General features: G+C 50.1%; 5 protein-coding genes and 1 pseudogene. 2 read left to right on the forward strand and 4 right to left on the reverse strand.

All coding sequences use genetic code 11. The features are described 5' to 3' along the window. Positions 1 to 995, reverse strand: a pseudogene (locus Q0231_RS14400) (hypothetical protein); the annotation flags it as partial. Positions 996 to 1,041: 46 nt separating this feature from the next. Next, entirely contained in the window at positions 1,042 to 2,334 is a 1,293-nt protein-coding gene (locus Q0231_RS14405) for an adenylosuccinate synthase (protein ID WP_269394814.1), read from the reverse strand. Positions 2,335 to 2,499: 165 nt separating this feature from the next. On the opposite strand from Q0231_RS14405, the gene Q0231_RS14410 reads away from it, so the two are divergent. Then, positions 2,500 to 3,474, forward strand: a complete 975-nt coding sequence (locus Q0231_RS14410; protein ID WP_299348492.1) for a DMT family transporter — start codon at positions 2,500 to 2,502, stop codon at positions 3,472 to 3,474. Next, the gene (locus tag Q0231_RS14415) at positions 3,461 to 3,679 is read left to right on the forward strand and encodes a SlyX family protein (protein ID WP_269394816.1); all 219 of its coding nucleotides are present in this window, start codon (positions 3,461 to 3,463) and stop codon (positions 3,677 to 3,679) included. Before Q0231_RS14410 ends, Q0231_RS14415 begins: the two co-directional genes overlap by 14 nt. A gap of 2 nt (positions 3,680 to 3,681) precedes the next feature. Here the strand turns inward: Q0231_RS14415 and Q0231_RS14420 are convergent, their stop codons facing one another. Together Q0231_RS14420 and Q0231_RS14425 are read right to left on the reverse strand one after the other, a co-directional pair. Continuing rightward, positions 3,682 to 4,119 carry a VOC family protein gene (locus Q0231_RS14420; RefSeq protein ID WP_269394817.1) on the reverse strand — a complete coding sequence of 146 codons (438 nt, stop codon included), beginning with the start codon at positions 4,117 to 4,119 and terminating at the stop codon, positions 3,682 to 3,684. A gap of 160 nt (positions 4,120 to 4,279) precedes the next feature. After that, a partial coding sequence (locus tag Q0231_RS14425; RefSeq protein ID WP_367274501.1) for an ACT domain-containing protein occupies positions 4,280 to 5,044 on the reverse strand: 765 nt, incomplete at its 5' end.

Consider the following 5,044-nt stretch of genomic DNA (forward strand, 5'->3'; position numbering starts at 1 on the left):
ACATTTATGGAAGCGTCTTCAGTAAGGACTTCATCCACCTCAACTTCACGAACACTAGAAAGTGCAGGTGAAATCTCTGGCGTATCTCGCACATCCTTTTGGGCGTCTGGCCTCAGGGCGACAGCTGGTGGTGTAATCGCAGCCACACTTGATGCCGCCTGCGCGGCCGCAATCACTTCATCGACAGGGTTTGGCGCGGGTTTTTCTGAGGTATCTTTGCCGGCTTTTGCAGGAACAACTATTGGTGCATCTTCACCTTCAGTTTTAGCTTCAACCTCAGGCTCTGCTTCAACCCCAAGTTCTTCGCTCGTCCCATCATCCTCAACGTCGGAAACATCGTCTTGTTCCTCGTCCGCCAATTCAGCTACGCAGACGTCTACCTTTGCTGTATGGGTCTGTTGAATTTGCTCACCTTCAGGCAGGTGATCTTCTTTAGCTGCATCCTCTTGCGCACGTACAGCATCATCCGCATCGGTATCAACTGCGCCATCTTTACGTTCAACCTGTTCTTCATCATCAGATGATTCGGCATCACTATCTTTGGCCGGCGCTTCGACTTCAGGTTCCTCAACCTCAGGCTCTTCAGCTTCTAACTCTTCAGGTTCATCAGCAAACTCTTCAAAAGCGACAGCTTGTGCCAATTCCTCTTCAACAGCCGTTTCATCCTCGACCTCCTCAGTTTCCTGAGGTTGCACAACGCGCGCAGATTCATTCTGGACGTTTGGTGTCGTCACAACCTTGGGTGCTGAGGCCTCTGTATCATTCTTCAGTCCTTGCAGCAGGGCCTCTGTGGCTTCCTGCTCCACTTGACGAATACAGTCCTCAAGCGTCAAGCGATGCTGGGTGATTTCACGCGCAGGCAATGGCGGCTCAATTGCGCGCAACTGCGTAACCAACGCTTCGCGCGCCTTCTCGTAAACAGCGCGTCGTGACGTGCCATTATTCTCTGGAAGGGCGTCAACCGCCCGTCGCAAAAGCTCTCGATAATCCGCCATCAGCTACTCAAACTTGCTCCCCGTTACCAGTTGTAACGAAAAAAACTTAGTCTTGGAAAGGGTCATGTACCAAAATGCTGTCTAAACGTTCCGGAGATGTGGACAAGACAGCAACTGGCGTCCCAATTAGTTCTTCAATTCTACGCACATACTTCACAGCTTCAGCAGGAAGATCCGCCCAACTGCGCGCGCCAGCGGTTGTGCCTTTCCACCCAGCCAATGTTTCATAAATTGGCGTAACCTCGGCCTGACCTTTCATGGTCGAAGGCAAATAGTCAATCCGCTCACCGTCCAATTCATAAGCAACACAGACTTTGATCTCTTCCATGCCATCCAAAACATCAAGCTTTGTCAAAGCAATGCCATTGAGGCCAGAAACTTGTGCCGTTTGTTTCACCAGCACGGCATCAAACCAACCACAACGGCGCTTGCGGCCTGTATTTACGCCCCACTCGTGACCTGTTTTGCCCAAATATTCGCCAATATCGTTGATTTGCTCGGTTGGAAACGGCCCCTCACCCACACGGGTTGTGTAAGCTTTGGTAATGCCCAAAACATAGTCCAGCGCTCCCGGGCCCAAGCCAGAGCCGTTTGCCGCTTGCCCACCAATAGTGTTTGATGAGGTAACGAACGGATATGTGCCATGCTCAATATCAAGCAATGCACCTTGCGCACCTTCAAACAAAATCCGTTTGCCATCGCGGCGCATATTGTTGAGCTTTTCCCAAACCCGACCGGCAAACGGCAATATTTCGCCAGCAACATCCATCAACTCGTCATAAATTGTTTGCGCTTTAACTTCATCAATGCCCAATCCACGACGCAAAGCATTGTGGTGGCGTAAGTTGCGTTCAATCTTTGGCATCAAGCTTTCAGGGTCCGCCAAGTCACAAACTCGGATCGCGCGGCGACCAACTTTGTCTTCATATGCTGGGCCCATACCACGTTTTGTGGTGCCAATTTTCAAACCAGCATTTGAGTTTTCGCGGAAGCTATCGAGCTCGCGGTGCAACGACAAAATCAAACAAGCATTGTCAGCAATCATGAGGTTTTCAGGTGAAATCTCAACACCTTGCCCACGAAGCAAAGCCAGTTCCTGCACAAAGTGATGCGGGTCAACAACCACGCCGTTGCCAATGACAGAAAACTTGCCAGGGCGCACAACGCCCGATGGCAACAAGGCGGTCTTGTAGGTCACACCATCAATAACCAAAGTGTGGCCAGCATTGTGACCACCTTGGAAGCGCACGACAACGTCCGCGCGTTCGCTCAGCCAATCAACAATCTTACCTTTACCCTCGTCGCCCCACTGGGAGCCGACAACCACCACATTCGCCATTAAAATGTTCTCCTTGAGATCGAACGTTTTAGCCTTTTGAGTTGACCCTTTTGGCCAGCCCTGCCCCGACAAAACGCTCAAAACTGACAACAATACCCGTGTTGTTTGGTATATCGGGTACCGCCAAAACCTGTTAAGCGTCGCTGGTATAGCAAAAGTGATGCCATGACAAAACAACAATCCGCCCAAAAGAGGGCCAAAAACCCTCTAAATCACCTATTTAATCAACCCATTCTGCTTCTGGTGCTTACAGCGCTGTTTTGGGGCGGAAATATGGTGGCCGGAAAGATGGCTGTGGGCAACATCGCCCCAACAAATTTGGTGGCTGGGCGATTCCTTTTGGGCTTCTTGGTCATTTTGCCGTTCGCTTTGCCACACTTCAAAAAAGATTGGCCCGCGATCCGCGAAAAAGTCTTCTTTCTCGCGTTTGCTGGTGGCGTTGGCTTTGCTGGGTTCAACTTGTTTTTATATTTGGGCGCGCAGTATACAACCGCAGTAAACGGTGCCATTGAACAGGCATCGATCCCCATGATGGTGATGCTGGCCAACTTTATGTTTTACGGTGAACGCACAAAAGCGTTGCAAATCGTTGGGGTCATCGCCACCATTTTTGGGGTCTTATGGGTTGCAACCGCTGGTGCGCCTTTGCGCTTACTCACCCTGGATATCAATATGGGTGATGGTTTGATCCTTATTGCCTGCGTAATTTATGCAGCCTATTCAGTACTCTTGCGCTACCGTCCTAAAATCCACTGGATGAGTTTTCTTGCCACCACGTTCTTTTTCGCAACCCTTTCAGCAGTGCTTTATGAATTGGTGAGTGGCGGTTTACCCACCATGTTCGTCAATTTTACCAAGGTCACCACCACGGGGTGGTTATTGGTTCTTTACACAGGACTGTTCCCCTCCATCATCTCGCAACTTTTTTATGCACGCGGGGTGGAACTAATTGGCGCAAACCGCGCAAGCCTCTTCATCAATGCGCTGCCGTTGTTCGGCGCAATTTTATCGGTGCTGATCTTGTCAGAACAGCTTCAAAATTATCATTTTGTTGCTGCACTTTTCATTATTTCCGGCATAACGATGGCCGAATATGCAGTGCGCACCAAGAAAGGAAACAAAACCGATGAGCAGCACTAAAGATCTGGCATCACGCGTTGAAGCCCTTGAAAGCCACATCGCCCATCAAGATCAAACCATAGAAGACCTCAACAAGGCGATTACCGAGCAGTGGGCTCAGTTTGAGAAACTACAACGCGACATTTCAAAATTGCATGCCGAGTTGGAACAAATCGAATCTTCTGGCGGTGCTGGCGAAGCAGACGAACGCCCACCTCACTATTGATCCTAAAGATCAGGATGGGGGGGAGGCCCCTTCAACTCAAGCTTGTTGCCAAACGGGTCGCAGAAATAAAATGAATGCCCCAGACCGCGGGCGCCACCGTGATTTGCTTCACGTTCAATCTCAACACCATGCCGCGCAAGATGGGCCCGCAACTGATCATGATCAAACGGGCCTGCAGCCAAACAAACATGGTCAACATTGCGGCCGCCAGCAACGGGTGGCTTTGCGCCAATCCCACCTGGGTGCGTTTGATCCCACAAGACAATTAGCGCAGGGCCTGCCCACAATTGCTCCATGCCTAACTCGGGATAAGCATAACCGCGCTGACAACCAAGAACGTTCAGATAAAAATCCATCGCCAGCTGCATATCATCGACGATGAACACTATGTGATCTATTCCCGCCAAAGAAAATGGAACTTCACCGGTTTCTTGTTTCATCCATCCCCCCCAAGGGCCTTATGTAATCGATTACAGTATGGGCATTTTCACTACTACCCGTCAAGCCTGAATAGTGCTGAAACAAAAAAGGGCCGGCCCAAAAATGGACCAGCCCTTCTCAAAAAAACAGGCTGCAGCCTGCTACTGGAATTGCAATAACTTATGCGACCTCGAAATAGATCGGCTTAGCTTGTTGCACGCCTTCAAGCGCTGAGATGTTGGCAAGCTGCGCATCGGTCAATTTGCCATCAATATTGATGAGCGCAATGGCGTCGCCACCTTCTTTAACGCGGCCCAAGTTGAAGTTGGCAATATTGATGCCCTCATCACCCAAAAGCATACCCAAACGACCAACAAAACCAGGTTTGTCTTCGTTGGTGATGTAAAGCATGGATGGGGTCACTTCCGCTTCCATGTTCACGCCTTTAACTTGGATAAGGCGTGGCTTGCCGTCACCAAATACCGTACCTGCCACAGAGCGTTCTTGGCGTTCTGTCACAATGGTCAGACGAATGTAGTTTTCGTATACACCTTGCTGTTCGCGGTTCGTGGTTTCAACTTTCATGCCACGATCTTTGGCCAAAACAGGCGCGGACACCATGTTCACATCGCCAAGCAATGGCTTAAGTACACCGGTCAACAAAGCAGAAACCATCGGCTTGGTATTGAGATCCGCCACGTGGCCTTCAAATTCAATTTTAACGCCAGTAATTGCTGTTTCGGTCAATTGACCTGCAAAGCTACCCAAATTTTCTGCCAATTTAACAAATGGCATAAGCTTTGGAGCTTCTTCAGCGGAAATGGAGGGGAAGTTCACCGCGTTTGAAGTCGCACCATACATCGAGTATGCGCTCATTTGTCCTGCCACTTGCAGCGCCACATTTTCCTGTGCCTCGGTGGTTGAAGCGCCAAGGTGCGGCGTACA

Source organism: uncultured Maritalea sp., assembly GCF_937139385.1.
Taxonomy (GTDB): Bacteria; Pseudomonadota; Alphaproteobacteria; order Rhizobiales; family Devosiaceae; genus Maritalea; species Maritalea porphyrae_A.